21 protein-coding genes are annotated in these 25,229 nt (G+C 72.3%); 17 read left to right on the forward strand and 4 right to left on the reverse strand.

Annotated elements, in window-relative coordinates; translation table 11 throughout:
- Nucleotides 1–42: 42 nt before the first annotated feature.
- Together CHC05_RS02190 and CHC05_RS02195 are read left to right on the forward strand one after the other, a co-directional pair.
- The gene (locus tag CHC05_RS02190) at nt 43–2,259 is read left to right on the forward strand and encodes a patatin-like phospholipase family protein (RefSeq protein ID WP_179266015.1); all 2,217 of its coding nucleotides are present in this window, start codon (nt 43–45) and stop codon (nt 2,257–2,259) included.
- 79 nt (nt 2,260–2,338) lie between these two features.
- On the forward strand, nt 2,339–3,358 hold the full coding sequence (locus CHC05_RS02195) for a LacI family DNA-binding transcriptional regulator (RefSeq protein ID WP_089244050.1): 1,020 nt from the start codon (nt 2,339–2,341) through the stop codon (nt 3,356–3,358).
- Here the strand turns inward: CHC05_RS02195 and CHC05_RS02200 are convergent.
- Both CHC05_RS02200 and CHC05_RS02205 read right to left on the reverse strand, forming a co-directional pair.
- Entirely contained in the window at nt 3,308–5,086 is a 1,779-nt protein-coding gene (locus CHC05_RS02200) for a DUF2207 family protein (protein ID WP_089244052.1), read from the reverse strand. The genes CHC05_RS02195 and CHC05_RS02200 overlap by 51 nt on opposite strands.
- 67 nt (nt 5,087–5,153) lie before the next feature.
- Nucleotides 5,154–6,299: an ROK family transcriptional regulator gene (locus CHC05_RS02205; RefSeq protein WP_089244054.1), complete on the reverse strand. Its 1,146-nt coding sequence runs from the start codon at nt 6,297–6,299 to the stop codon at nt 5,154–5,156.
- 106 nt (nt 6,300–6,405) lie between these two features.
- On the opposite strand from CHC05_RS02205, the gene CHC05_RS02210 reads away from it, so the two are divergent.
- The 7 genes from CHC05_RS02210 (at nt 6,406) to CHC05_RS02240 (ending at nt 13,706) form a co-directional block, all read left to right on the forward strand.
- Nucleotides 6,406–8,874, forward strand: coding sequence for a X2-like carbohydrate binding domain-containing protein (locus CHC05_RS02210; RefSeq protein ID WP_245870618.1), 2,469 nt, complete (start codon nt 6,406–6,408; stop codon nt 8,872–8,874).
- Nucleotides 8,875–8,926: 52 nt separating this feature from the next.
- Nucleotides 8,927–9,397, forward strand: a complete 471-nt coding sequence (locus CHC05_RS02215; RefSeq protein WP_144022449.1) for a hypothetical protein — start codon at nt 8,927–8,929, stop codon at nt 9,395–9,397.
- A gap of 50 nt (nt 9,398–9,447) precedes the next feature.
- A complete protein-coding gene (locus CHC05_RS02220) occupies nt 9,448–9,813 on the forward strand; it encodes a DNA-binding protein (RefSeq protein WP_218824391.1) in 366 nt (121 codons plus the stop codon).
- Nucleotides 9,810–10,898 carry a PEP/pyruvate-binding domain-containing protein gene (locus tag CHC05_RS02225; protein WP_245870619.1) on the forward strand — a complete coding sequence of 363 codons (1,089 nt, stop codon included), beginning with the start codon at nt 9,810–9,812 and terminating at the stop codon, nt 10,896–10,898. The genes CHC05_RS02220 and CHC05_RS02225 overlap by 4 nt, the downstream gene beginning before the upstream one ends.
- Nucleotides 10,895–11,467, forward strand: a complete 573-nt coding sequence (locus CHC05_RS02230) for a hypothetical protein (RefSeq protein ID WP_089244062.1) — start codon at nt 10,895–10,897, stop codon at nt 11,465–11,467. The genes CHC05_RS02225 and CHC05_RS02230 overlap by 4 nt, the downstream gene beginning before the upstream one ends.
- A gap of 125 nt (nt 11,468–11,592) precedes the next feature.
- The gene (gene mdlC, locus CHC05_RS02235) at nt 11,593–13,236 is read left to right on the forward strand and encodes a benzoylformate decarboxylase (RefSeq protein ID WP_089244064.1); all 1,644 of its coding nucleotides are present in this window, start codon (nt 11,593–11,595) and stop codon (nt 13,234–13,236) included.
- A gap of 20 nt (nt 13,237–13,256) precedes the next feature.
- Nucleotides 13,257–13,706 (forward strand): VOC family protein, encoded by a 450-nt coding sequence (locus tag CHC05_RS02240; RefSeq protein ID WP_089244066.1) that lies wholly within the window; start codon nt 13,257–13,259, stop codon nt 13,704–13,706.
- Here the strand turns inward: CHC05_RS02240 and CHC05_RS02245 are convergent.
- Nucleotides 13,701–14,060: a VOC family protein gene (locus tag CHC05_RS02245; protein ID WP_245870620.1), complete on the reverse strand. Its 360-nt coding sequence runs from the start codon at nt 14,058–14,060 to the stop codon at nt 13,701–13,703. The genes CHC05_RS02240 and CHC05_RS02245 overlap by 6 nt on opposite strands.
- Nucleotides 14,061–14,197: 137 nt before the next feature.
- On the opposite strand from CHC05_RS02245, the gene CHC05_RS02250 reads away from it, so the two are divergent.
- Genes CHC05_RS02250 through CHC05_RS02270 form a run of 5 tightly spaced genes read left to right on the forward strand, consistent with a single transcriptional unit; the run spans nt 14,198 to nt 18,768 of the window.
- Nucleotides 14,198–15,604, forward strand: coding sequence for an amidase (locus CHC05_RS02250; protein WP_089244070.1), 1,407 nt, complete (start codon nt 14,198–14,200; stop codon nt 15,602–15,604).
- A gap of 41 nt (nt 15,605–15,645) precedes the next feature.
- Nucleotides 15,646–16,794: an acyl-CoA dehydrogenase family protein gene (locus CHC05_RS02255; RefSeq protein WP_089244072.1), complete on the forward strand. Its 1,149-nt coding sequence runs from the start codon at nt 15,646–15,648 to the stop codon at nt 16,792–16,794.
- A complete protein-coding gene (locus tag CHC05_RS02260; protein ID WP_089244074.1) occupies nt 16,791–17,627 on the forward strand; it encodes an enoyl-CoA hydratase family protein in 837 nt (278 codons plus the stop codon). Before CHC05_RS02255 ends, CHC05_RS02260 begins: the two co-directional genes overlap by 4 nt.
- Nucleotides 17,627–18,379 (forward strand): SDR family NAD(P)-dependent oxidoreductase, encoded by a 753-nt coding sequence (locus tag CHC05_RS02265; protein ID WP_089244076.1) that lies wholly within the window; start codon nt 17,627–17,629, stop codon nt 18,377–18,379. Before CHC05_RS02260 ends, CHC05_RS02265 begins: the two co-directional genes overlap by 1 nt.
- A gap of 11 nt (nt 18,380–18,390) precedes the next feature.
- Nucleotides 18,391–18,768, forward strand: a complete 378-nt coding sequence (locus tag CHC05_RS02270) for a RidA family protein (RefSeq protein ID WP_245870621.1) — start codon at nt 18,391–18,393, stop codon at nt 18,766–18,768.
- On the opposite strand, the gene CHC05_RS02275 is transcribed toward CHC05_RS02270, so the two are convergent.
- Nucleotides 18,765–19,604: a PaaX family transcriptional regulator gene (locus tag CHC05_RS02275; RefSeq protein WP_179266017.1), complete on the reverse strand. Its 840-nt coding sequence runs from the start codon at nt 19,602–19,604 to the stop codon at nt 18,765–18,767. The genes CHC05_RS02270 and CHC05_RS02275 overlap by 4 nt on opposite strands.
- Nucleotides 19,605–19,664: 60 nt before the next feature.
- Here CHC05_RS02275 and CHC05_RS02280 point away from each other — a divergent pair, with 60 nt between their 5' ends.
- The 3 genes from CHC05_RS02280 (at nt 19,665) to CHC05_RS02290 (ending at nt 25,221) form a co-directional block, all read left to right on the forward strand.
- Nucleotides 19,665–21,254, forward strand: a complete 1,590-nt coding sequence (locus CHC05_RS02280; RefSeq protein ID WP_089244080.1) for an AMP-binding protein — start codon at nt 19,665–19,667, stop codon at nt 21,252–21,254.
- Nucleotides 21,251–23,578, forward strand: coding sequence for a bifunctional salicylyl-CoA 5-hydroxylase/oxidoreductase (locus CHC05_RS02285; protein ID WP_089244082.1), 2,328 nt, complete (start codon nt 21,251–21,253; stop codon nt 23,576–23,578). Before CHC05_RS02280 ends, CHC05_RS02285 begins: the two co-directional genes overlap by 4 nt.
- 251 nt (nt 23,579–23,829) lie before the next feature.
- The gene (locus tag CHC05_RS02290) at nt 23,830–25,221 is read left to right on the forward strand and encodes a hypothetical protein (RefSeq protein WP_089244084.1); all 1,392 of its coding nucleotides are present in this window, start codon (nt 23,830–23,832) and stop codon (nt 25,219–25,221) included.
- Nucleotides 25,222–25,229 lie beyond the last annotated feature (8 nt).

Consider the following 25,229-nt stretch of genomic DNA (forward strand, 5'->3'; position numbering starts at 1 on the left):
TGCCCGGATTTTTCGGATATGGGGACCTGGCGGGAGCGAGCGATGCGGACGAACACCGAGCTACGCCTGGCGCTGGTCCTCGACGGCGGCGCCGACCGCGCCGTCTGGGCTGCCGGCGTCACCCACGAGCTCGACCGGCTCCGGCGGGCCGAAGGACCGTGGCGCGACCTGTGCCGGGACACCGACACCACCGTCGTCGTCGACATCATCGCGGGTACGAACGCCGGCGGCCTCAACGGCATCCTGCTCGCGTGCGCCGTCGCCGCCGGCGAGCCGCTGCCGACCGAGCTGCGCGACCTGTGGGTGCGCGACGCCGCCCTGGCCACCGGCAAGCTGCTCGACGACACCAGCGAGCGCCCGCGGAGCCTGCTCGACAGCGCGTACCTCACGAAGCTGATGCGGTCCGCTGTCCGGCCCCGGGCACAGCGCGTCGCCCGGCGCGGCGGCCCGCCACGCGAGCCGGTAACCCTGTTCGTGACGGCGCCGGCGACGGGTGGACCCCGGCGCTACCGGTTCGTCGCCGACGCGCAGCGCCAGGTGCACCACCCGGAGATCGGCCCGCACCCGACGGCCCGCAACGACTTCACCGCGGACGAGGCATTGGTCACCGCCGGGCGCGCGGCCGTGGGCTTTCCGGGCGCCTTCGAGCCGGTGAGCGAAGAACCCCTGCGCGCCCACCGGGATTCGGCCGACGACTCGCTGTTCGCAGCCGTGGTCGAGGAGATGAGCCGGCGCACGGTCAGCGGGCCGTACCGGCGGGTCCTCGCCTACGTCGGGCCCGGCAACCGGCGCTGGGGTCCCCTTCCTCCTTCCCCGCGGGAGGCGGCCTTCCGCGCCCTCGGGGACCGGCTCGCGGCCGCGGCGGAGTCGCCCGTCGACCGGCTCTTCGACCGGCTGCCCGACGAGGGCCTGCTGGCCACCGCGGCCGGGCTGGTGGAGGAGTACCGGCGGGCGCGCACCGTCGACGGGATCTGGCAGGCCCGCCGCCTGCTCGCCACCGACCCGGGCCGCCCGGCTCGGATCGACGTCACTAGTCTCGACGCCTTGTGGGTGCCACCGGCCGGCGCGCGGGTCGACCAGGCCATCGACGGTCCCCTGTGGACATGGGGTGTCTCCGCCGCCCGGCAGGTCGTCACGACCCTGCTGCGGGAAACGCGGCGGCACCTCGACGGGCCGGCGCCCGCCCGCACCATGGCCCTGAGCGCGGCCCTGACCAAAATCCTGGCGATCGACGACGCGGTGCGCGACGCGACCCGATCGCGGGCCGCCGCGGACGGCATCGGCCCGACGGCGTCCGACAAGGAGCTCGCCGCGCTGGTCGACGGCGTGGTCGCGGAGCAGCGCGTGCGGGAGCACCTCCTGGTCGTGGTGCGGTCCGCGGCTGCCGCATACGCGGAGTCGGTCGGCGTGCCCGCCCCCGTGGTCGTCGAGCGGGCACTGGCGGCGGAGGTGCTGGCACGGGCCTTCGCGGCGCCGTCGGTGCGGCCGCACACGCCGCCGTTCGACGTCGCCCGGATCTGTCCGGACGTCAGCCGCCCCGAGCAGCGGCTCTTCGGTGTCCTCGGCACCGCGACCGGGCGGGCGGACGAGTGGCTGTGGGGACGGCTGGACGCCGCGGCGCACCTGGTCCGCCTCGTGCTGGCCGACCAGCCCGAGGTGGTCGTCGCGCGGCGGATCGAGTGGATGCGGCGCGCGATCCTGGACGACGAATCGGGCCGGGCCGGTGCCGCCGACGGTGCCGCGCTGGAAGCCCGGCTGGCGGCGGCCCACCACCGGCCCACCGGCGAGCGCCTCCGGACGTTCCTACGCACGGACGACGGCCGGGCCACCGCGACCGGCCTGGCGAGGTCGGCGACCCGGCTGCTCACGCACGGGCGTCCCACCGCGGTCGACCGGGCCGGCTGGCAGCACACGCTGGAGGCCGTCGTGGCCGAGGACCGTCCGGCCGACCTGTCGTTGCTCAACCGGCTCGCCCGGGCCAGCACCGGGCCGCTGCGGTCCGGGCTGTGGAGCGCGCTGCGCGACGACCCCACGCGCGTCGCCACCCGGCTGCGCAACCGGCTGGTCCTGCTGCTCCTGGGCTTCGCCGGGCTGGTGTTCGCCCTCGGCGGCCTGGTCGGTGCGGCCGTGGCGCTCTACCACAGCGGCGACCCGGTGTTCCGCTGGACCGCGTTCGGGCTGGTGCTGGCGGTGCTGGTCGGCTTCCTCACCGCGGCCGTGCGCACGCTCGCCGCACCGGATCCACCGCCTGCCGCTTGAGTTTCGAGAGCAGTTTCGGTTCGCCGACCAGGGGTGTACGGTGCCGACACAGCCCTTGGATCGAAGGTTTTCGAAACTTATGGCAGCCACCGGCCGGCCCACCATGGCGGAGATCGCCAAGGAGGCCAACGTCGCGATCTCCACAGTGTCCAAAGTGCTCAACGGCCACACCGACGTCTCGGCGGCCACCCGCACCCGGGTCGAACGGCTGCTCACCGAGCGGGGCTACCGACGCCCCCGCGCCGTGCGCCGGGCCGGCCGCGGCAGCGACCTGGTCGACCTGGTCATCAACGACCTCGACAGCGTCTGGGGCCTGGAGATCCTCTCGGGCGTCGAAGAGGTGCTCGAAGCGGCCGGCCACGCCCTCGTCGTCTCCACCGTCCACAACCGGCAGTCGCTGACCCGCCGCTGGGTCGACTCGGCCCTGGCCCGCGGCTCCCAGGGCGCGATCCTGGTGCTCTCGGAGCTGACCGGCCGGCAACAGGCCGACCTGGACCGGCGCGGCCTCCCGATCGTCGTCGTCGACGGCGTCAGCCAGCCGCCGCCGGAGGTCGCGTCGATCGGAGCGACCAACTTCGCCGGTGGGTACGCGGCCGCGGAGCACCTGATCGGTCTCGGTCACCGACGGATCGCCGCGATCGGCGGCCCGGAACGGCTGCAGTGCACGCGGGCCCGGATCGCGGGCTACCGCGCGGCGCTGGAGTCGGCCGGCCTGCCCGCCGACCGGCAACTGGTCCGCTACGGCAACTTCATGCACGAGGGCGGGCTCCGCGGCGCGGAGGCGCTGCTGGCCCTGCCCGACGCGCCGACGGCCATCTTCGCGGGCAGCGACCAGCAGGCGACCGGCGTCTACGAGGCGGTGCGCCGGGCGGGCCTGACCATTCCCGGCGACGTCAGCGTGGTCGGCTTCGACGACCTGAACTTCGCGGAGTGGACCGCTCCCCCGATGACCACGGTCCGGCAGCCGCTCCACGAGATGGGCGTCGCCGCCGCGCGCACGCTGCTGCGCATCGTCAACGGCGAGCGCCTGGAGTCGACCCGGATGGAGCTAGCCACGCACCTGGTCGTCCGCGGCAGCACCGCGCAACCAGGGCGGTGACCCGGCATCGCCGGTGGCCTCGATGCGCCGCACGGCAGTCGCGAGCAGGTCGGAGAGCAGGGCCGGGTCGCCATCCGCGACGGTCAGCGACACGGTGACGCCGTCGTGGTGGGCGACCAGACGATTCCGGCCCGCGTACGCCCGACCGCCCGCGACGGGCAGCGGCCGGTCCAGGGCCCGCGAGACGCCGCCCGCGACGACGGCGGGTGCGCCGGCGAGCACCATGACGGTGAGGAGCGCACGACCGGTGCCGCTGTCGACGTACTCGGCCGTCCGCGCGGCGCTCCCGGCCGACAGGCGGTTCCGGGACAGGATCACCCGACGGCCGAGCGCGTGGCCGACCTCGGCAACGGTGAGCAGGTGTTCCGGCCTTACCTGGCGGGTCATCGCCGCCGCCTCGGCCGCCCGCCGGGCCGATTCCCGCTCCGCCGGTTTAGGCAGTGATCCCGGCTCGTCCACGTACGGGTCGCCCGGCGCGGCGCGCACCACGCCGATGCCAAGCACCTTGCGACTGAGCGGCTGCACCTCGACCGTCACCACGTCTCCGACCTGGAACGAGCCGGCGAGCTCCTCCAGCAGGATCCACGCCTCGGCCTCGTCGCCGCTACCGTCGTCGACGACCAGGTGGTAGGTCACCGGCTGGCTGTCGTCGCCCCGGGCCGGGTAGTCGGCGTAGTCCAGGTCCGTGGTCCGGTTGAGGGCGCACCAGATCACCTCGCCCGTGACGGTCGCCGGCGGTGCGGTCGGCCGCGCGCGCAAGGGGTTCCAGCTCTGCGGCGCGGCAGACGCCCGCACGGGATACCGCACCCGAACCTGCCGCCACGCCCCGGTGTAGGACGACCAGATCCGCCGGTCGTAGGTCATCCCCAGGTCGACGACCCACGGCGCCAACCGGCTCACGCCGAGCGCGGTGCCGTACGCGACCTGCCGACCCCAGGTCGAGACCGCGGTCGGTGGTAGCTCGGCGAACGACTCGTCCCCCGCCAGCGCCGCCCGCAGCCCGAGCCAGCGCGCGGCGGCAGCCCGACCCGCGGCGGTCTCGCGCTGGCCCTCGCGATATCGGCCGAAGATGCTGAGGAACCCGAAGACCACGACGCACAGGCCGGCCCCGGCCGCGTACTGCTCGTCGCGCGACAGCTCGCCCGCGTCGACCCGGGCCACCGCGTGGATGACGCCCCACGCGATGCCCGCCGCGACGAGCAGGGTGAGCACGCGCAACGCGGCGACCATCCGCAGCGAGAACCGCGGTCGGGTCAGGCCGAGCGCCCGCGCCTCCTCGACGACGTGCCGGGTCAGCCGCCGCCACCAGTCGGCGTAGCGCCCGCCGTCGTTGAAGGCCAGCGCGAGCAGCGGGACGGCACCGCCGCGCGCCCGGTCGGCCACCCGGTCGAGCACCAGGCGCTCGTACCGGTTGAGCTCGAGCGGGTCACGACCGGTCAGGCTAGCCGTCGTGTGGCGCGGATCCGGGCCGTCGTGACGCAGGTCGAGGTAGCCACGGGCCGCGAGGTCGAACACCGTGGACCCGGCCGCGTCCGCGGTCACCTGCCAGTCGTTGACGAGCAGACTGACCACGGCCGGCGACTCGCTGCCGGGAAGGTCCGTCGACGCCGGCCCGGGCGTGACAGGTCGCGGCCGGTTGTGCCGGCGGGCGGCGAGGTTGACACAGATGAAGAGGACGAAACAGGCGGCGGGCAGGCCGACTTCGATCAGCAGGTCGACGGTGGTCATCGGTCACCACGATCGCCCGGTCGGGTGTCGACTTCGTGCTCCCGGGATGCATTCGCCGTGAACAGCGTCAGGAGGCGACCAGGGCCTTGATGCTCACCGTGGCCGCGCCACGGGCCCACTGCTCGAACGGCAACGGGCGGATCGAGAGTGGGCAGTCGGCCGCCGCGCCGAAGGCCTGGCGCTGGAAGCTCTCCCGGATGCGCGGCTCGAACAGGTCGTAGGCCGACAGGCCCTCGCCGGAGACGACGATCCGGGCCGGGCCGACCAGGTTCGCGACCGCGGCGATGCCCGCGCCGATCGCGTCCCCGGCCCGGTCGAAGACGGCGCCGACGGCCGCGTCGCCCGCGCGGGCCAGCGCCACGGCGTCCGGGAGCGTGAGCTCCGGCCGGCCGGCGACGGCGCGGGCCTGCCGGACGATCGCGGACGCGCCCGCGAGAGCCTCGACGCATCCGCGGCCGCCGCAGTGGCAGTCGGGACCGTTGGCGTCGACCGCGATGTGGCCGATCTCGCCGGCCACGCCGTGCGAGCCCGAGACGAGCCGGCCGCCGACGACCAGGCCGCAGCCGATGCCGGCGCCGACCGTCACGAGCGCGAAGGACTCGGCACCGACGCCCTCGCCGAACCAGTGCTCGGCGGTGGTCAGCGCCTTCACGTCGTTCTCGACGGTGACCGTGAGGCCGATGACCTGCTCGGCCCGCGACCGCAGCGGCACGTCACGCCAGCCCAGGAACGGTGAGTACCGCACCAGGCCGGTGGAGTAGTCCACATCGCCCGAGACGGCCAGCCCGAGCCGGCGCGTACGAGCCCGGAAGTCTCCGTCAAGGAGCTCGTCGACGAGCGACGCGAGCGAGGCGAGCACCTGGTCGACGTCGGGCGTGGGTAGCGGCCGATGCGCCGACGCCCGGATCTCGGCGCGCAGGTCGCAGACCACCCCGATCAGCTCGTCCCCGGTGATCTTCACGCCGACGAAGAACTCGCGGTCCGCCCGCACCGCGAGCGGGCTCGCGGGGCGACCCGCGCCGGGGCCGGTGCGCTCGGTCGCCGCCAGCTCTTCGAGGTAGCCCAACTCGATCAGTGGCCGGGCTCCCTTGGTCACCGCGGCCGAGGACAGGTCGAGGCGGCGGGCGAGCGCGACGCGGCTGAGTGGACCCTCGGTCAACACGGCGGTGAACACCGCCGTCGCGGCCGGAGCCAGGGCAGCCTCGTGGAGCATGGGTCGAAATCTAGGGGTAATAATTTCCTTCGTCAAGTATTGATTCGCGTGCACAGCCGGACCTACGCTCGCGCCGCCTGATCTCGTCCAAACAGGAGGCCCGACCGTGAGGTCACCGCTACGCATCGCCATGCTGACCGCCGCGCTGCTCTTTCCGCTGAGCGCGAGCGCCGTGCCGGCGATGGCCACTCCCGGACCCAAGCCGAGCCCACCGCGCACAGCGGCCCCACCCGCCGTCGCGCTCCTGTCCGCACCGTCGGAAGCGCCCGCCGACGGACCCGGCGACCCCTGGGCCGCCAAGCCGTACCTGGGCTGGAGCAGCTACAGCATGCAGGTCTACACCGGCAACGGTAAGTGGATCACCGCCGACCAGCTCGTCAAGCAGTCCGACGCGATGAAGGCGAAGCTGCAGAAGTACGGCTACAACCGGATCAACGTCGACGCGGGCTGGAACGACGGCGTGGACGCCAACGGACGGCCGAAGCCCAGCGCCACGCTCTACCCGCAGGGCCTGCAGACGGTGATCGACCACGTCCACGCGAACGGGCAGAAGTTCGGCCTCTATATGATTCCGGGCGTCGGCCCGGACGTGTACAACGCGAGCCTGCCGATCGCCGGCGCGCCCGGCTGCACGACGCACGACATCGCGGCGCAGCCGCTGCGCCCCGCCGACTACTGGCACATCGGCTACAAGATGGACTTCGCGAACCCCTGCTCGCAGAAGTACATCGACTCGATCGTCGACCAGTTCGCGCAGTGGGGCGTCGACTTCGTCAAGTTCGACAGCGTCACCCCCGGCTCCGGCATCAGCGACCTCTCGCTCGACGCCCGGGACGACGTCACCGCGTGGTCGGCGGCGCTCAAGCGCAACAAGATCTGGTTCGAGCTGTCCTGGGCGGTCGACCCGAAGTACGCCGACTTCTGGCGGTCCAAGGCCAACGGTTGGCGCATCGACTGGGACGTCGAGTGCTACTGCGGCGACGAGGCACTGACCCAGTGGCAGAACGTCGCCCGCCTCTTCCCGAACCTCGCGACCTGGTGGCGCTACGGCGGCAACGGCGGGTGGAACGACCTCGACTCGCTCAACATCGGCAACGGCACCATGGACGGGCTCACCCGCGACGAGCGGCGGACCGCGATGACGCTGTGGTCGATCTCCGCCGCGCCGCTCTACCTCGGCAACGACCTGACCAAGCTCGACGCGTACGGGTTGAGCCTGCTCACGAACCCCGAGGTGATCGCGGTCGACCAGGCCGGCGTCCCCGCACGACCGGTTTCCACGACGACGCAGCAGCAGACCTGGTACGCGCGGGGCGACGACGGCAGCTACACCGTCGCGCTGTTCAACCTCGGCCGCGCCGACAAGGACATCACCGTGGACTGGTCGGACCTCGGCCTGACCGGCGCCGCCACCGTGCGCGACCTGTGGGACCGCAAGGACCTCGGCCGCTTCACGGACAGCTTCACCGCCCCGGCGGTGCCGATCCACGGCGTGCGCCTGCTCAAGGTGACACCCCAGCGCGGCGCCACGGTCGCTGTCAACGACGACGCGCTGCGGGTCGCGTACCAGGGTGAGTGGACTCGCAACGACGGCCGCGAGGTGGCCGCGACCAGCCAGCCGCTGACGGTCGACGTCACCGACACCGGCCACCCCGCCCCGCCGTCGACGGCCGGCCCGGTCCGCACGATCACCCACGACGACACCGACCCTGGCATCGCGTACGTCGGTTCGTGGTCGCAGAGCACCGGCCGCGGGCTCGGTGACTACAACGACGGCGTGCACTACACCGAGCGCAACGGCGACTCATTCCAGTACACGTTCCAGGGCACGGGCGTCTCGTACGTCACGGAGATGGACTCCTCGCAGGGTGACGTCGACATCTACGTCGACGGCGAGTTCGTCAAGACCGTCCACACCGGACGCGAGGAGGGACAGCCACGCCTGGCGCAGCAGACCGTCTTCACGGTCAACGACCTGCCTGACGGGAGCCACACGCTGACCGCGGTCAAGAAGTCCGGCTCGTTCATGCTGGTCGACCGGATCGACGTGCTGCAGCCGAGCCTGCTCGACCCGCCGGCCGCGTCGTTCGACCGCCAGGCACCGTCCGATGTGGAGATCAAGCTGCTCCGCGACGGCGCCGAGCTCGTCGGCGTCTCCCGCGCCGGCGTGGCGCTCACCCGGGGCACCGACTACACCGTGGCGGGATCCACCGTCACCCTGCGCGCGGCCTACCTCGCCGGGCTTCCGGTCGGCGCGGCGCAGCTCGACTTCGCGTTCCGCGGCGACCACCTGGACGACGTCCACGCCACGACCCGCAACGGCGACTCGGTCTCGTACACGTTCACCGGCACCGGTGTCGACTGGATCACGGCCGTCGCGCCGGACCAGGGGCTGGTCGACATCTTCGTGGACGGCAAGCTCACCGGCCGCGTCGACACCCACGGCGCGGCGCGCGCGACCCGGCGGACGGCGTACAGCGTCTCGGGCCTGCCGAACAAGCAGCACACCTTCAAGGCGGTCAAGGTGTCGGGCGACGTCCTACGCACGGACGTCATCCGCTACACCGTCCGCTGACCTCTGAGAGTGTGAGTTGCGAAGATCAACTCTTTGCGGCGACACTCCCTGAATGCAGCCGTTGGAGACGCCGCCGACCCCACGACGCCCGCCCTGGTTGTGGCTCGGCGGCTTTCTCGGCCTCCTGCTCGCCGTCGGCATGTTCCGCGCCAGCTACAGCGGCTCGCGGCCCGAAGAGCCGGTGCTGCCGCCGATCTTCGGCACCTTCGTCGTCTCCGGCGCCGTCGTGCTCGGCGACAGCGCGTCGTTCACCAAGGACGGCCACGGCGGCTGCGCCGGCACCGGCGCCCACGCGGGCGTCGTCGACGGCGCCCGCGTGGTCGTCACGACCAGCAGCGGATCCACCAGCGGCACCCTGACTCTGCCCCGGCTCGCCGACGACGGCACGTGCTGGTTCTCGTTCTCCGTCCCGGACGTGCCGTCCCTGCAGGCGCCGTACGCGGTCGTCGTCGCCGGTGAGAAAGCCCGCGAGTACACCGAACAGGAGCTGACCGCCGGCCTGACCAGCCTGCGGCTCGACTGACCTTCAACAGTTTGTTGACAAACAGGTTGTTGAAAGCCAGGCTGAGCGGCGTGGACGACGAACGGCGTGCCCAGGCCCGGCTGACCGAGCGCGGCGGCAAAGACCTTCCGCGGCTGCCCTGGCTCGCGGACGGCCAACCGCAGGACGCGTTCACCCTGATCCGGCAGGCGCTGTGGCGGGCCAACACCGACCGCGGCGCGTTGGAGCTGCCCGACGACCTGCTCGACGCGATCGCCCTGCTCGCGTCGGCCCGCGCCGAGCTCGACCAGCTCGAGGCCGGGCTGCTGTTCGTCGCCCGGGCCGAGGGACTCACCTGGGCCCAGATCGCGCCGGCGCTGGCGCTGCGGACCGCGCAGGCGGCACAGCAGCGGCACGAGCGCGTGCTGGCCCGGCTCGACGGTGAGGCCGGCACGTGACCGTCGTCCCGCTGGTCGACGCCGGCCCTGAGTGCGGCGGCAAGGCGCACGCGCTCGCGGTGCTGATGCGTGCCGGCCTGCCCGTGCCGGACGGGTTCGTCGTGGTCGGACCGACCGACCCGGAGGAGATCGTCGGTCGGCTGCGCGGCACCGCCGTCGCGGTGCGGTCGTCGGGACTGGCCGAGGACTCGGCGGCGGCGTCCTTCGCCGGCCAGCTCGAGACGGTGCTCGGCGCCCGTGGCCCCGCCGAGGTGCTGGCCGCCGTCCGGCGGTGCGCGGCTTCGGCCGGCACAGACCGAGCACGCGGCTACCGGGCCCACCTCGGCCTCGCGGACGAGGCCGACGTACCCGTGATCGTCCAGGAGCTGATCCCCGCCGACCGCGCCGGGGCGCTGTTCACCCGCGACCCGCGCACCGGCGCCGACGCGGTGGTGGTCAACGCGTCCTGGGGGCTCGGCGAGTCCGTGGTCTCCGGGGTGGTGGTGCCCGACGAGGTCGTCGTCAGCGCGGCCGGCGTGCGGGTCGTCGTCGGGAGCAAACAGACCCGGCTGGACCTACGGGCGCAAGGGCTCGTGCGCACACCCGTACCCGCTCCGGACCGGAACCGCCCGTGCCTGGCGCCTGACGAGGTGGACCGGCTCGTCGCGCTCGGTCGGCGCTGCGCGGAGGTGGCGAGCCGGCCCCAGGACGTCGAGTGGGCGATCGACGGCGACCGGATCTGGCTGCTGCAGTCACGGCCGATCACCGCGTTCGGGCCGCCGTTGGCCACCGGTGTGCCCAGCGGCTCCGGCCGGGCGACCGGCCCGGCGCGGCTGGTGCGGTCCGTCGACGAATTCGCCCGCGTGCGACCCGGCGACGTCCTGGTGTGCCGAGCCACTGATCCAACGTGGACACCGTTGTTCCGCCTCGTCGCCGCGGTCGTCACCGAGAGCGGCGGCGTGCTCAGCCACGCCGCCATCGTCGCCCGGGAGTTCGGCATCCCCGCCGTCGTCGGCGCCGACCGTGCGATGGTCGACCTGACCGACGGCGCGCCGGTCACCGTCGACGGCATCGCCGGCACCGTCACCGCCGGATCCCACCGATGACCCACCGGTCGCCGGTGGACCTGCTCGTGCTCCACGCGGTGCGGCTCAACGGCTTCGCCAGCACCGCGGCCGTCGCCGCCCGGTTCGGCCTCGACACCGAACAGACCCACGAAGACCTGCTCGACGCCCAGGCGTACGGCCGGGTCAGCCGATCCTCGTTCGCCGACCTGACGGGCTGGTCGCTCACCGAGCTCGGGCGCCGGCACAACGAGGCGGAGCTCCGGGACGAGCTCGACCGCACCGGCGCGCACGGGACCGTCGCCGCGGTCCACGAGCAGTTCGGGCCGCTCAACGCCCGCGCGTTGCAGATCTTCACCGCGTGGCAGCTGGAGCCCGACCGCGCCCCGGAGACCGTGCACCAGCTCTCCGACCTCGCCGACCGACTGCGCGACCTCGAACGCCCCCTCGCCGAGAGGTTGAGCCGCTTCGCGGGCTACCACGACCGCTTCGCCGCGGCGCTGGCCCGGGCCGAGCCGCGTTGGATCACCGGCGTCGAGGTCGACTCGTGCCACAAGGTCTGGTTCGAGCTCCACGAGGACCTCGTGGCCACGCTCGGCATCACCAGATAATCGGAAACGGGCAAACGTCGGCGGCGCAAGCGTTACGGTGGTTCCTTGATCTCGCGACGACCGCGCATCGCCCGCCGTCGTTGACGTTCGCGCGGCCGCCCTCACCAGCTCTGAGGAGCTGACCCGTGACGACCCAGGCGAACACCAAGACCACCGTGCACAGCGTCACCTACGACCTGCTGCGCGATCTGGGGCTGACGACCATCTTCGGCAACCCCGGCTCGACCGAGGAGACGTTCCTGGCGAACTTCCCGGACGACTTCACGTACGTGCTCGCGCTGCAGGAGGCGTCCGCCGTGGCGATGGCCGACGGCTTCGCCCAGGCCACCCGCCGGCCGACGCTGGTGAGCCTGCACTCGCACGCCGGGCTCGGCAACGGCATGGGCAACATCATCAACGCCAGCCAGGCGCACACCCCGCTCATCGTCCTGGTCGGCAACCAGCACCGCGAGATGATGATCGGCGACCCGTACCTGAGCAACCCTGACGCGCCGGTGACCCCGCGCCCGTGGGTGAAGTGGGCGTACGAGCCCTACCGCGCCGAAGACGTGCCGGAGGCGTTCATGCGCGCCTTCGTCACCGCGTCCCAGCCGCCCGCCGGACCGGTGTTCCTGTCCGTGCCGCTCGACGACTGGAACCGCCCGCTGGAGGGTCCGGCCGTCCGGCGCCGGGCCAGCACGAGCTTCGCGCCCGAGGCCGAGCGGCTGCGGCACTTCGCGGACCGCATCTCCGACAGCGACCACCCGGCCCTGATCTTCGGCCCGGACGTGGACCGCGCCCAGGGCTGGGACGCGGCCGTCGCCCTCGCGGAGAAGCTCAACGCCGCGGTGTACGGGACGCCGCTGCCGGACCGGGTGTCGTTCCCGGAGGACCATCCGCTGTACCAGGGTCCGATCGGTGAGTCGCTCAAGTCGATCAGCGGCACGTTGGCCGGGCACGACCTGGTCGTCGTCATCGGCGCCCAGGTGTTCCGCTACTACGCCTTCGAGGAAGGCGACGTGCTGGAGCCCGGCACCGACCTGCTGCACATCACGCACGACCCGCACGTGGCCGCCGCGGCCCGGGTCGGCGACAGCATCCTGGGCGAGCTGCGGCAGTCGATCGAGCAGCTCACGGACCTGGTCGCCGCCAACGGTCGCAAGGCGCCGAAGCCCATGGACCGCACGCACACCAAGGTCCCGGCCGAAAAGGGCGCGCTCACCCCGGACCAGGTGTACGCCGCACTCGCCGACGTGCGACCCGAGCACGCCGTGCTGGTCAACGAGTCCACCTCGACGATGCCGCAGCACCAGGAGTGGCTGCCCACCGTCGAGACCGACGCCAACTACGCCACCCCGGCCGGCGGCATCGGCTGGGCCCTGCCCGCCTCGGTCGGCATCGCCCTGGGCAACCGCGACCGCGGCGACACCCGCCCGGTGGTCGGGCTCATCGGCGACGGCTCGTTCCAGTACTCCATCCAGTCCCTGTGGTCGGCCGCGCGACACCAGGTTCCCAACGTGTACGTCGTCATCCGCAACGGCGAGTACGCGGTGCTCAAGGAGTTCGGGCAGATCGAGCACACGCCCGGCGTACCCGGCCTGGAGCTTCCAGGTCTGGACATCGCGTCCATCGCCCGCGGGTTCGGCTGCGCGGCCGTCGACGTCAGCACCACCGCCGAGCTCAAGCGCGAGTTCACCGCCGCCCTCGGCGGCGGGTCGGACCGCCCGACCGTGATCGTGGTGACCACCCGCCCGGACTACGGCACACACGCCACCGGACCCGGTGGGTGAGCTACCGAAGGAGTGACCCGATGAACGTCAACCTCGAAGTCGTCAGCATTCCCGTGTCGGACGTCGACCGGGCCGCGGAGTTCTATCGCGACGTGCTCGGCTGGCGGGTCGACATCGAGATCAAGGACGGGGACACGCACGTCGTGGAGATCACGCCGACGGGCGCCGGGCACGCGTCGATCGTGTTCGGGCTGCCGATGCCCGCGCCGCCGGGATCCATGCGACACCTCGAACTGGCGACCCCGGACATCGTCCAGGCGCGCGACGAGATGGCCGAGCGCGGCGTCGACATCACCGAGGTCTACCACGGTGGCGCCGCCGCCGTTTTCGAGCCGGCGGCCCGCATTCCGGGACCGGACCCCGATCGGAAGAGCTACGAGTCGTACGCCTCGTTCGCCGATCCCGACGGCAACGGCTGGACGCTCCAGGAAGTCACCACCCGACCGTCGGACCGCGCGCCCGCCTCATGAGTCGGCTTCGACCGCGAAGGTGTTGCCGTCCGGGTCCTGGAACCACGCGATGCGTCCACCGCCGGCCCGCGGGGTGATCCCCTTCGCGTCGTGCTCGAACTGCTCGTAGCGGGTGAACTCCACCCCGGCCGCGGTGAGCTCGTCGACGATCTGGTCGAGGTCGTCCACGTACCAGGTCGCCAACGTAGCGGCGGTCTGCCCTGCAGTCGCCGACTGGTAGACGTTGAGCGCCGGCCCGCCGCCCGAGCCGTAGACGCGGCCGCCCTCGGCGATGCGGGCGCTGGGTCCGGACCACAACGCGCGAAGGCCGAGTTTGCCTTCGTAGAACGCGACCGCAACCGCGATGTCGGACACGGCGATCGAAGGTCGGAGATTGTGCGCACTCAAGGGCATAACCCACCCTCTCATCCGAATCGCTGCGCCGCTCAGATGATGGTCGTAATCTAAGAGTCACGGATCTTGTACGCGCTGTTCGAGAAGGAGATTCCATCATGACCACCGAGCTCAACCACCTCGACGCGACCGCGATCGCCGAGTTGATCCGCACCGGGCAGGTTTCCTCGGCGGAGGTGGTGCAGGCGCACCTGGACCGCATCGAGGCGGTCGACTCCAAGACCAACGCGATCGTCACGCTCGCCGACGGTGCGCTGGACGCCGCGCGGAAGGCCGACCAGGCACTGGCGTCGGGCGCGGAGGTGGGTCCGCTGCACGGCGTGCCGTTCACGTCCAAGGACTCGTTCGACACCGCCGGCGTCGCGACCCAGCGCGGTTCGCCGATCTTCGCCGGGCGGGTCCCCGACACCGACGCCACGGCCGTCGCACGCATGAAGGACGCCGGCGCGATCCTGCTGGCGAAGACCAACCTGCCGGAGTTCTCGTACTGGATCGAGTCCGACAACCTGCTGACGGGCCGGACGAACAACCCCTGGGACCTCGACCGCTCCTCCGGCGGCTCCAGCGGCGGCGAGTCCGCGGCCATCGCGGCCGGGATGTCACCCATCGGGCTCGGCAGCGACCTGTCCATCTCGCTGCGCGGGCCGGCGGCGGACACCGGCATCATGGCGTTCAAGGCCACCCACGGGCGCGTCCCGATGACAGGGATCTGGCCCCGCGAGCCGCGCCGCGACTGGCACGCCGGCCCGATGGCCCGCTCGATCCGCGACCTCAAGCTGGCGTACGGGCTGCTGGCCGGTCCGGACGGCTTCGACGGCTACTCCGACGTCCCGCGCGACGTCGACGTCGGCCTCGGCGAGGCACCGGACCGCCCGGTCCGCGTCGGCTGGCTCGTCGACTCGGGACTCGGCCCGGTCGACCCCGAGGTAGCGGCAACCGTACGGGCGGCCGCCGATGCACTAAGCCAGACGGGAGCCCAGGTCGACGAGGTCACCATCCCGGCCCTGGAACGGGACAACCCGCTCGACCTGTGGACGCGAGAGCACCGCATGGAGATGAAGCCTCCCGTCCGGGAGGTCACCGCGGGTCACGAGGACCAGATGTTCCTCTACTCCAAGACGCTGCTCGACCTGCCCGACCTCACGGTGGCGGACTATGTGGACACCGACGAGGGCCGCGAGCGGCTCCGGGACGGCTTCACCGACTACTTCCAGCGGTACGACCTGCTGCTGCTCCCGGTGACGACCTTCCCCGCGCACGCACACGGGATCTCCGAGATGAAGGTGGACGGCCAGACGGTGAGCGCGTTCCACGTGAGCTCGACGACTGTCCCGTTCAACCTGACGGGTCTGCCGGCCCTGTCGATGCGGTTCGGCACGAACGGTGACGGCATGCCGATCGGCGTGCAGCTCGTGGCCAACTGGCACGCGGAGTCGACGATCCTGCACCTCGCCGCGCTGCTGGAGTCCATGAGCCCCGTGCGCGATCTGCACCCGGCCATCTGACGGTCTGTTGACGGGCGTCACAATTGCATTAGTGTTAGCCGATGGTCGAGTTTCGCCTGAGCGCCGAGCATCGGGGGTTCGTCGACTGGGCGCGGGCGGCGGCGACCGAGCGGCTCGCCCCGCTGGCCCGGCACGACGGCCGGGTCAACCGCCCGCTCCTGCGGGCGATGGGCGACGCGGGGCTCGTGCGGGCCGCGTTCGGCGGCACCGGCGACCAACCACGCGACGCCGCCGCCCTCCAGCTCTGCCTGCTGCGCGAGACGCTCGCCCAGGTCAGCGCCGAGGCCGAGACCGCACTGGCTCTGCAGGGCCTGGGCAGCTATCCGATCCTGCAGTCGGGCCGGCCCGAGTGTGCGGCCCGGTGGATCCCGCGGGTCGTGTCGGGCGAGGCCGTCGCGGCGTTCGCCCTCTCCGAGCCCGACGCCGGCTCCGACGCCGCCGCGCTGAAGCTCCGGGCCGAGCGGGACGGGCCCGGCTGGCGGCTGACCGGCGAGAAGATGTGGATCTCGAACGCGCCGGACGCCGACGTCTACTCGGTGTTCGCCCGCACCACCCCGGACGCGCGGGCCAAGGGCGTCACCGCGTTCGCCGTGCCGGGCGACGCCGCCGGGCTGTCCGGCGAGCCGCTCGACATGCTGTCGCCGCACCCCATCGGACGGCTGGTCTTCGACGGCGTGTGCGTCGGCCCGGAGGCGCTGCTCGGCGAGGTGGACGGCGGCTTCGCGGTGGCCATGCGGACCCTCGACCTGTTCCGGCCCAGCGTCGGCGCGTTCGCGGTCGGGATGGCCCAGTCCGCCCTCGACGCGACCGTGGCGTACGTCCGGACCCGGGAGGTGCACGGCGGCCCGCTGGCCCGGCAACAGGCGGTCGCCCACCGCGTCGCCGACCTGGCCACCGAGCTCGAAGCCGCCCGGCTGCTCGTCTACGCCGCCGCGGCCGCGTACGACGCCGGGGACCAACCGCGTGACCAGCGCCGCCGGTCGGCGATGGCCAAGCTGTTCGCCACCGAGGCGGCGCAGCGGATCGTCGACGGCTGCGTGCAGCTCCACGGCGCGGTCGCGCTGCGCGGCGGCCACCTTCTCGAACAGCTCTACCGGGATGTACGGTCCCTACGCATCTACGAAGGCGCCTCCGAGATCCAGCGCACCATCATCGCCCGCGACCTGATCGACTTGGATGCCAACGGATGACCGAGCCCTACCGGTTCCACGCCTCGCCCCGGCTGACCACGTCCTGGAACCACTTCCGGTTCGCCAAGGCCGACGGGGTGGCCGCCGTGACCCTGGACCGCCCCGAGAAGCTCAACGCGCTGACCTTCGAGAGCTACGCCGACCTGCGCGACCTGCTCGCCGAACTGCCCCACCACCAGGACGTACGCGCGTTGGTAATCCGTGGTGAGGGCAAGGGGTTCTGCGGCGGCGGCGACGTCAACGAGATCATCGGTGAGCTGGTCCGGATGGAGCCGCGCGACCTGATGCGGTTCACCAAGATGACCGGTGACGTGATCCGGGCGATGCGGGAGTGCCCGATCCCGATCGTCAGCGCGATCCACGGCATCGCCGCCGGCGCCGGGGCGGTCGTCGCGCTGGCGTCGGACTTCCGGGTCGTCGGCACGTCCGGCCGGTTCGCGTTCCTGTTCACGAAGGTCGGGCTGTCCGGCGGCGACATGGGTGCCGCGTACCTGCTGCCGCGCGTGGTCGGCCTGGGGCGGGCGACGGAGCTGCTGATGCTCGGCGCCACCATCGACTCGGCGACCGCCGACCGGTACGGCCTGGTGTCCCGGCTGGTGTCCGACGACGAGCTCGACGCCGCCGTGACCGACCTCGCCCGCACGCTCGCCGACGGGCCGACGCTCGCCTTCGCCCAGACCAAGTCGCTGTTGACGCGGGAGCTGGACATGCCGATGTCGGCGGCGATGGAGCTCGACGCGATGACCCAGGCGCTGCTGATGACCACGAAGGACCATGCCGAGTTCCACGCCGCGTTCACCGAGCGGCGCCCGCCGCGCTGGCAGGGGCGCTGATGGAGGGCCGCGTCGCGCTGGTCACCGGCGCGAGTCGTGGGATCGGACGCGTGGTCGCCCAGCGGCTGAGCGCGCAGGGGGTCCGGGTCGCGCTGGTGGCCCGCGACAAGCCGGCGTTGGACGAGGCGGCGGCGGACTGCGGCGGGCCGGTCCTGGCCGTCCCGGCCGACGTCACCGACCCGGCCCAGATCGAGTCCGCGTACGCCACGGTCGAGCGCACCTGGGGACCGGTGGAGCTGCTCGTCGCCTGTGCCGGCGCGGGGCACTCCGCCCGGCTCGACCGCACGTCCGACGCCGACTGGCAGCGGATGCTGGACCTCAACCTGACGGCGCCCTTCCGCTGCGTCCGGCGGTGCGTGCCGGCGATGCGCGCGGCCGGCTGGGGGCGCGTGGTCGTCATCGCCTCCTCGGCCTCGCACGTCGGTGAGCCCTACATCGCCGCGTACACCGCCAGCAAGCACGGTGTGCTGGGCCTGGTCCGGTCGGCGGCCGCCGAGCTCGCCGGCACCGGGGTCACGGTCAACGCGGTCGCACCCGGCTACGTCGACACCCCGATGACGGACGTCACCGTCGAGACGATCGCGGCGACCACCGGGCGCAGCCCGGCGGAAGCCCGGCGGCTGTTGGAGCGCAAGCAGCCGATCGGCCGGCTGATCCGGCCGGACGAGGTCGCCGACGCGGTCTGGTTCTGCCTGACCAACGGCGCGGTCACGGGACAGGCCATCAATGTGGACGGAGGCGCGGTGCAGTGACCGTGGAGCGGGTGAACCCACCATCGCTGGCGACACCGCGGGGCTTCTCGCACGCGGTGGTCGGCCGGGGCACGGTCATCTTCCTGGCGGGGCAGACCGCGCTGGACGCGGACGGTCGGATCATCGGTGCTGACGTCGTCGCGCAGTTCCAGCAGGCGCTGACCAACCTGTTGACCGCGCTGGCGGCCGCCGGCGGACGACCCGACCAGCTCACGAGCCTCACCGTGTACGCGACGGACCTGGCCGACTACCGCGCCCGCGCACCGGAGATCGGCCGGGTCTGGCGGCGGCTGGTCGGCACCGACTACCCGGCCATGGCCGGCATCGGGGTCTCCCGGCTGTGGGACGTCGAGGCGCTGGTCGAGGTGCAGGGCTTCGCGGTGGTCTAACCCGCGCGGACCGCGTCGACGAACCGGTGCGCCGCCGCGCCCAGGCGGTCGTGCAGTGCGAAGAAGACGTCCGCGGCGCGCACGCCGTTCCAGTCCGGCGGGAGGGTCTCCAGCGGCAGGCCCGGTTCGAGGTACGGCAGCCGGCGCCAGTCCGTCAGCGCGTTGACGTGGTCCGCGAACGCCTGCGCGTCGTCGACCCTTCCGCCGCGCGCGTAGGCCGCGGCCATGGGCTCGTACCGCTGGAGGAAGTCGTCGTTCAGCTTGCTCAGCCGGGGCAGGTCCCACCACTGCGCCACCCGGGCGGCCGTGTCCGCGAAGGCGAGGTGGTCGCCGCGGAACAGTTCGACGTAGACGGCCAGGCCGTCGCGCTCGAGCGTCTCCCGTGCCTCGTCGTAGAGGTGGGCCGGCGCGATCCAGACCCCGGCGGAGACCGTGCCGAAGCCGAGCCAGGCGAGCCGGGACCGCAGCACGTGCCGCTGGTCGCGCTTGCTCTCCGGCACGCTGAACACCGCGAGCAGCCAACCGTCGGCCGGTGTCGCGCGATGCCGGGTGAAGATCCGCCGGTCGCCCTCGTGGAGGATCTCGCGGCCGGCGTCCGACAGCGCGTAGCCGGCGACGCCGTCGACCCGGACCGCGTCGAGCAGGCCGCGCCGCTTCAGCCGGAAGATCGCCGACCGGACCACCGGCTCGTCCACCGCGCACTGGGCCAGCAACCGGATGATCGAGGCCACGCTCAGCCAGCCGTCGGTCTCGCGCGCGTACAACCCGTACACCGAAACGATCAGGGCTCTTGGTTTCTGGCCGCGACCGCCCGAATCGTCCGTCTCCACCACCACGGAGAAACCATATCTGATGCGTTCTCTTGACTGCCGTCACGGAATACGAATACTTGGAGAATGACGTGGGACTATGCGACCGCGCTCAAACCGTCCGCACACGTGGACACGTTCTGCCGCGACCAGCTCCCGCCGTTCGCGCAGTGGCCCGAGCTGCTCGTCGAGGCCGGCCCTGACCGGCTCAACTGCGCCGTCGAGCTGCTGACCGCCGACGCCGACCGCCCCTGCCTACTCACCCCGTCGGGCGAGACGTGGAGCTACGGCGAGCTGGACCGCTGGTCCAACCGGATCGCCACGGTGCTGACCCGCGACCACGGCCTCGTGCCCGGCAACCGCGTGCTGCTGCGCGGTCCCAACAACCCGTGGCTCGCGGCGTGCTGGTTCGCCGTCCTCAAGGCCGGTGGCGTGGTGGTCACGACGATGCCGCTGCTGCGCCCGGCGGAGCTGACCGCCGTCGCCTCGATAGCCCAGGTGGATCTTGCCCTGTGTGACGGCCGGTTCGTCGACGACCTGCGGCTGGCCTCGCTCGGTGGGGCTCCCGTTGTCACCTACGACGAGCTCGTCCTTGATGGTGCTGGCGACCGGTTCGCCGCCGTCGACACCTCCGCCGACGATGTCGCGCTGCTGGCTTTCACCTCCGGCACGACCGGGCGGCCCAAGGCCACGATGCACTTCCACCGCGACGTCCTGGCGATCGCCGACACGTTCTCGCGGCATCTGGTGCGGCCGCGGCCCGACGACGTGTTCACCGGCACTCCCCCGCTGGCGTTCACCTTCGGGCTCGGCGGCCTGCTGGTCTTCCCGCTGCGGGTGGGTGCCGCGACGCTGCTCATCGAGAAGGCCACGCCGGACCAGCTCGCCGACCTGATCGAGCGGCACGCGGCGACGGTCTGCTTCACCGCGCCGACCGCCTACCGGGCGATGCTGCGCTCCGGCCGGCCCGAGCGGTTGCGCAGCCTGCGCCGCGCCGTCTCCGCCGGCGAGCACCTGCCGGCCACCACCTGGCACGACTTCTTCGAGGCGACCGGGGTGCGGCTGATCGACGGCATCGGCTCCACCGAGCTGCTGCACGTGTTCATCTCCGCGGCCGACGACGCGATCCGGCCCGGCGCCACCGGCCTGCCGGTCCCGGGCTACCAGGCCGCCGTCCTGGACGACGCGGGCGCGCCGGTGCCCCGCGGCACCCCGGGACGGCTGGCCGTCAAGGGTCCCACCGGGTGCCGCTACCTGAGTGACCCGCGGCAGGCCGCGTACGTCCAGAATGGATGGAACTTCACCGGCGACACCTACGTGCAGGACGAGGACGGCTACTTCCATTATCTGGCGCGGCGGGACGACATGATCGTCTCGTCGGGCTACAACATCGCCGGCCCCGAGGTCGAGGAGGCGCTGACGGGCCACCCGGCGGTCGACGAGTGCTGCGTCGTCGCGGCTCCCGACCCGGCGCGCGGGCACATCGTCAAGGCGTACGTGGTGCTGCGGGACGGTTTCGACGGCACGCCGGCGTTGGTCGCGGAGCTCCAGGAGTTCGCGAAGCGGCAGATCGCTCCCTACAAATACCCACGGGCCGTCGAGTTCATCGCCAGCCTGCCCCGGACGAGCACGGGCAAGGTCCAGCGGTACGTGCTGCGGCGGCAGGCGTCCGCGTGAGGATCGCGGTGGTCGGCGGTGGTCCCGGTGGGCTCTACTTCGCGGCGCTGGCCCGGCAGTTGGGCGTGGCCGACGAGCTCACCGTCTGGGAGCGCAACGCCGCCGACGACACCTTCGGGTTCGGCGTGGTGTTCTCCGACGAGACGCTCGGCGGCATCGAGCATGCCGACCCGCGCATTTTCGAGCGGATGGCCCGCGAGTTCGCCCGGTGGGACGACGTCGACGTCCATTTCCGCGGCCAGGTGCACACCAGTGGCGGGCACGGGTTTGCCGCCATGGGCCGCAAACGCCTCCTGGAGATTCTCCAGGAGCGTTGCCGGGAGCTCGGCGTCGACCTGCGGTTCTCCACCGCGGCGCCCGACGTCGAGCTCCTGCGCCGGTCGTACGACCTGGTCGTCGCCAGCGACGGCGTCAACTCGACCGTGCGGACCCGCTACGCGGACGAGTTCCGGCCGTCGGTGACGCCCACGCGGTGCCGCTACATGTGGCTCGGCACGGACAAGGTCTTCGACGCGTTCACGTTCGACATCAAGGAGACGCCGCACGGCGTCATGCAGCTGCACGGTTATCCGTACGACGCGCGGGCGAGCACCTTCATCGTCGAGATGAACGAGCGGGTGTGGCACCGCGCCGGCTTCACCGATCTTTTCCTGCTGCCAGGCGAGTCCGACGAGAAGTCGGTCGAGGCGGTCCGCTCGCTGTTCCAGGACGTGCTGGGTGACGCCGCCCTGCACGTCAACAACTCGCGCTGGCTCACTTTCGCGACGGTCCGCACCGAGAGCTGGCGGCACGACAACGTGGTGCTGTTGGGCGACGCCGCGCACACCGCGCACTTCTCCATCGGCTCCGGCACCAAGCTGGCCATGGAGGACGCGTTGGCGCTGGCCGCGTGCCTGCGCGAGCAAGCCGGCGTCGATGCGGCGTTGACCGCCTACGAGGCGGAGCGGCGGCCGGTGGTGGTGTCGACGCAACGGGCGGCGCAGGCGAGCCTGGAGTGGTTCGAGAACCTGGGGCAGTACACCGACCAGGACCCGCGGCAGTTCGCCTTCAACATCATGACGCGCAGCCGCCGGGTCACCTACGAGAACCTGCGCGTACGCGACCCCGAGTTCGTGGCCCGGGTCGACGCCTGGTTCGCGGGCGACGGCGAGGTCCGGCCGCCGATGTTCCAGCCGTTCAAGCTGCGCGGGGTTTCCCTGGTCAACCGCGTCGTCGTGTCGCCGATGGACATGTACTGCGCCCAGGACGGACTGCCCAACGACTTCCACCTGGCCCACCTCGGCGGCAAGGCACTCGGCGGGGCGGGCCTGGTGATGACCGAGATGGTGTGCGTCTCACCGACCGGCCGGATCACCCCGGGCTGCACGGGCCTCTACACGGATGCGCAGGCCGCGGCTTGGCGGCGCATCGTCTCGTTCGTGCACGAGCACTCGGCGGCCAAGATCGGTGTCCAGTTGGGACATTCGGGCCGCAAGGGCTCCACCCGGTTGATGTGGGAGGGCATGGACGACCCGCTGCCGGCGGGCAACTGGGAGGTCGTCGGGCCGTCTTCCTTGGCGTACCGGCCGGGCATCAACCAGACCCCACGCGCACTCTCCGTCGATGACCTGGGCGTCGTCAGGGAGCAGTTCGTGGCCGCGACCCGCCGCGCGGCAGAGGCGGGCTTCGACCTGCTGGAGCTGCACTGCGCGCACGGCTATCTGCTCTCCTCGTTCATCTCCCCACTGACGAACCACCGGACCGACGCTTATGGCGGCTCGCTGGCGAACCGGCTGCGCTTCCCGCTGGAGGTCTTCGACGCGGTGCGCGCGGTGTGGCCGGCGGACCTGCCGACCAGCGTGCGGATCTCGGCGACCGACTGGATCCCCGACGGCATCGACGGGGACGACGCGGTTTCGATCGCGCAGGCGTTCGCGCGGGCCGGCGCCGACATCGTCGACGTCTCGACGGGCCAGGTCTCGCCGGACGAACAGCCGGCCTTCGGCCGCTCGTACCAGACCCCGTTCGCGGACCGCATCCGCAACGAGGCCGGCATCGCGACGATGGCGGTCGGCGTGATCTCGTCGTACGACGACGTGAACTCGATCCTGCTCGCCGGCCGCGCGGACCTGTGCCTGATCGGCCGGGCCCACCTCTACGATCCGAACTGGACGCTGCACGCCGCCGCCGAGCAGGGCTACTCCGGCCCGGGGGCGCAGTGGCCGCAGCCCTGGCAGGCCGGCTCACGCCGACCGCAGAGCGGCCGCAGCGACGGCCCACGACCGCGCCTCGACCTCATCCGCACCGGCGACACCGGCACCCGCCACCGCCGCTGGCGGCCGTAGCCCTGGTCCCGGCGACAGGACTCCCCCGCACGCCTCACCAGGGTTGGACATTCGTCGCACCCGGCGGCGCCGGGCGCGCAGGCGACGTCCTCGATCGGCGGGCACGGATGGCCGAAGCGGCCGAGAGCTGTCCCAAGTGGACCCTGGCACCGCGACGTCGAGCCGGCACCGCCGAGCCTCCAGGACGCTGTGCGGCGGTGTCGCGCGGCGTAGCGTGCCCGTCACTACGCCGCACCGTTTGGGGGCTGGCCATGAACTCCTCGCCTTGGTGGAATCGCTTCGGCATCGACCAACCTGAGCCGCCGCGCGGTTGCTGGGAGGACGAGTCGACCGCGAAGCTCCGCACCACGGACATCTTCTGCGCCGACCACGACCGGCTGCTGGCGCTGAACCTCGAGAAGCCGAGCGCCGCCCGGTGGGTCTGGCTGACGCTCGCCGCACTCGCCGTCTTCGGCGCGTTCCTCGTCGCCGGACTGTCCGACAACCACCTGCCGGTGTTCCTCGTCGCGACGGGACTCGGCACGCTCGCGTTGGGCCTACCGCTGCGGCGGTACACGTCGACGTGGCCGGCGGTGCTCGCCTACTGGATCGGCGGCACGTTGACGATGGCGGTGCTCGCGGAGGCACCGACCGGCGCGCACCAGGTCGCCCGCCTGGTCCTGCTCGCGCTCACCCTCCTGGTGAGCGGCTGGTTCCTGTATCTCAAGGCCGGCGTGCACGATCAGACCGCGACGACGCGAGCCGTCGTCCTGCCGGTGACGCTCGGCAACGCCGCGCTGCTCGCTTGTGCGTTCGTCGCGGTCAACCCCATGACCTGGTTCCCCGAGGTCGGCGCCGCGACGCTGACGGCCCTCGTGCTGGTCGGGCTCGCGGGATGGCTGTTGGCCGCCGTCGTGGTGCTGATCGTCGGGTTCGTGGACGGGTTTCCGACCAGCGTGCGACCGGTCGAGCCGCTGCTCAACCGCCGCCGGCCACCGCGCCGCCGGCGCGCCTCCAGCAACATCGTCGACCAGATCAGCAGCACGCTGGACCTCGCGCTCAAGTTCGTCGGCTACGTCCTGGGCATGTCCGGCATCCTGGCCGTCAACGGCGTGTGGTTCGTCCTGGTCGTCACCGCGCGCCGGATCCGGATCACCGTGATCCACGCCGCGCTGCGGGCCCTGGCCGCCGCCTTCGCCGCCGCCACGGCGCTGGGGGTGACCATCCGCGCGATCATCGCGCCGGTCTCGCTGCTGACACTCGGCGGCTGGCTGGCGCTGGTGTTCGCGCGCCAGACCCGTGACTACCTGGTGACCGACGCACCCGCGGCACTGGGCTGGTCGCTGGCCACGGCCGTCGGCGCGAACGCGGTGCTCTTCGCGGCCTGGGCGCTGCTGGTAACCGGCGGCGACCGAGACCGAGCGGAGCCACTGCGGTCAGCGGCGGAATCCGCCAAGATCGTCGTTTCCTACTGGCTACTGCTCCAGGTCGTCGGCGGCTGGCTGGTCGGCCTACCCGCCCTCCTCGGCTACGGCAACGTACGCGTGGGCTGGTTCACCTACGGCTGCTCGGCCGTCCTGGTAGGAGCCTTCGCACTGAACCAGATCCAGCGCGCCCGGGCCGCCGCGGACGAGCACGCGGTCGAACCCGGCACGAGCCACTAACCTTCGGC

Source organism: Asanoa hainanensis, assembly GCF_900188485.1.
Lineage (GTDB): Bacteria > Actinomycetota > Actinomycetes > Mycobacteriales > Micromonosporaceae > Asanoa > Asanoa hainanensis.

Coding starts and splice junctions, on each gene's coding strand:
- CHC05_RS02190 (WP_179266015.1), top strand. CDS start 43: ATGCGGACGAACACCGAGCTACGCCTGGCGCTGGTCCTCGACGGCGGC.
- CHC05_RS02195 (WP_089244050.1), top strand. CDS start 2,339: ATGGCAGCCACCGGCCGGCCCACCATGGCGGAGATCGCCAAGGAGGCC.
- CHC05_RS02200 (WP_089244052.1), bottom strand. CDS start 5,086: ATGACCACCGTCGACCTGCTGATCGAAGTCGGCCTGCCCGCCGCCTGT.
- CHC05_RS02205 (WP_089244054.1), bottom strand. CDS start 6,299: ATGCTCCACGAGGCTGCCCTGGCTCCGGCCGCGACGGCGGTGTTCACC.
- CHC05_RS02215 (WP_144022449.1), top strand. CDS start 8,927: ATGCAGCCGTTGGAGACGCCGCCGACCCCACGACGCCCGCCCTGGTTG.
- CHC05_RS02230 (WP_089244062.1), top strand. CDS start 10,895: ATGACCCACCGGTCGCCGGTGGACCTGCTCGTGCTCCACGCGGTGCGG.
- CHC05_RS02240 (WP_089244066.1), top strand. CDS start 13,257: ATGAACGTCAACCTCGAAGTCGTCAGCATTCCCGTGTCGGACGTCGAC.
- CHC05_RS02250 (WP_089244070.1), top strand. CDS start 14,198: ATGACCACCGAGCTCAACCACCTCGACGCGACCGCGATCGCCGAGTTG.
- CHC05_RS02255 (WP_089244072.1), top strand. CDS start 15,646: ATGGTCGAGTTTCGCCTGAGCGCCGAGCATCGGGGGTTCGTCGACTGG.
- CHC05_RS02260 (WP_089244074.1), top strand. CDS start 16,791: ATGACCGAGCCCTACCGGTTCCACGCCTCGCCCCGGCTGACCACGTCC.
- CHC05_RS02265 (WP_089244076.1), top strand. CDS start 17,627: ATGGAGGGCCGCGTCGCGCTGGTCACCGGCGCGAGTCGTGGGATCGGA.
- CHC05_RS02280 (WP_089244080.1), top strand. CDS start 19,665: ATGACGTGGGACTATGCGACCGCGCTCAAACCGTCCGCACACGTGGAC.
- CHC05_RS02290 (WP_089244084.1), top strand. CDS start 23,830: ATGAACTCCTCGCCTTGGTGGAATCGCTTCGGCATCGACCAACCTGAG.